1 protein-coding gene and 1 rRNA gene are annotated in these 1,689 nt (G+C 71.6%); both read right to left on the bottom strand.

Going from position 1 to position 1,689, the window contains the following annotated elements:
* Positions 1-296: 296 nt before the first annotated feature.
* The gene (locus E1265_RS36035; protein WP_243741357.1) at positions 297-1,472 is read right to left on the bottom strand and encodes an acetoin utilization protein AcuC; all 1,176 of its coding nucleotides are present in this window, start codon (positions 1,470-1,472) and stop codon (positions 297-299) included.
* A gap of 91 nt (positions 1,473-1,563) precedes the next feature.
* Positions 1,564-1,680 (bottom strand): 5S ribosomal RNA (gene rrf, locus E1265_RS36030).
* Between the last annotated feature and the right edge of the window lie 9 nt (positions 1,681-1,689).

The following is a 1,689-nucleotide window of genomic DNA, read 5'->3' as shown; positions in this document are numbered from 1 at the left end:
CGTCCGATCGCGTCCCGCCCCGCGGCCAACGGCTCGTGGGGAAGCCAGGGAACAGCTGTGAGGCATCGAGGCGCGGGGTGCTGAAGGCGTGTTCGAGCGGTGAGCCCGGGGTGGTAACGACCGTCCACGACGCTCCGGACGACGTAGACCGAATCGGGTCGTTTTGTCGATACATCGTCCCCGTACTGGGGCGAGCGCGCGCCATCCGCTCGCGTCGCCGCCCCGGGCGTTTCGCCGTAGCGCCGCCGCAGCGAACGGCCACCGAGCGCCCACAACTCCCCGCCCGCGGGCGGCCTTCAGTGCTCGGGCAGCAACCCGCGCGCCGGAAACACGGCCCGCCGAGTGGCCAGCACGGCCTGGTCGACCTCGTTGGCCGGATCGTAGCCTGCCTCCCACCCCCGCCAGGACGGCCGCCGCCCATCGGTCATCCGCTGCGGCCCGCCCTGCCGGGTGCGGGCGTACACGAAGGACCGCCACTCCTCCGGGGTCGACGTCTCGGGCTCGATGGGCCGATGGGCCGCGATGGCGACGACGTGCGTCCAGATCCGCGGCACCACGTCGACGATCGCGTATCCCCCACCGCCCAGCGCCAGCCAGCGCCCGTCCGCGTGCCGGTGCGCCCAGTCGTGGCAGGCCTCAACGGCGGCGCGCTGGGCGTCGAGGCTGAGCGTGAGATGGGCGAGCGGGTCCTCGAAGTGCGTGTCGGCCCCGTGCTGGGTCACGAGCACCTGGGGTCGGAACTCGGCGAGCAGCTCGGGCACCACCGCGTGCACCGCCCGCAGCCAGCCCGAGTCGGACGTGCCGGCGGGCAGCGCCACGTTGACCGCGCTGCCCGGCGCCGCGGGCCCGCCGGACTCCTCGGGCCGCCCGGTGCCGGGGAAGAGGAACCGCGGGTGCTCGTGCACCGAGACGGTCAACACCCTCGGGTCGTCCCAGAACGCGGCCTGCACGCCGTCCCCGTGGTGCACGTCCAGGTCAAGGTAGGCGACGCGCTCGGCGCCGAGCTCCAGGAGCCTGGCGATGGCGATCGCCGCGTCGTTGTAGACGCAGAACCCGGAGGCGGCCGACGGCATCGCGTGGTGCAGCCCGCCGGAGAAGTTGACGGCGTGCCGCACGTCGCCGCGCCAGATGTCCTCGACTCCGGCGACGGACTGACCGGCGATCAGCGCGGAGACGTCGTGCATGTCCTGGAAGGCCGGGGTGTCCGGCGTCCCGAGCCCCATCCACTGGTCGGCGTCCCATGGTTCGACCGAGGCCCGCCGCACCGCGGCCAGGTAGTCGGCCTCGTGCACGAGACGCAGGGTGGCGTCGCCGGCCGGCTTGGCCGCGACGACCTCGATGTGCCGGTCGAGGCCGAAAGCCTCGACCAACCGCATGGTCAGCTCGAGCCGCAACGGGTCCATCGGGTGCCCGGGGCCGAAGTCGTACCGCGTGACACCCTCGTCCCACATCAGCCGCGCTTCACCACTCATGGCGGCCACGGTAACAAAGTGCCCGATCAAAGACATGAGAATGGGCCCTGCCGAGGTCAACGACCTTGGCAGGGCCCATCTTTCAAAAACTGTCCGGCGGCGACCTACTCTCCCACACGGTCCCCCATGCAGTACCATCGGCGCTGGCAGGCTTAGCTTCCGGGTTCGGAATGTAACCGGGCGTTTCCCCACCGCCATGACCACCGGAACCCTACAA

It is taken from the genome of Streptomyces sp. 8K308 (genome assembly GCF_004348315.1).
Lineage (GTDB): Bacteria > Actinomycetota > Actinomycetes > Streptomycetales > Streptomycetaceae > Streptomyces.
This window is presented reverse-complemented; position numbering and strand designations above follow the sequence as displayed.

Coding starts and splice junctions, on each gene's coding strand:
- E1265_RS36035 (WP_243741357.1), bottom strand. CDS start 1,472: ATGAGTGGTGAAGCGCGGCTGATGTGGGACGAGGGTGTCACGCGGTAC.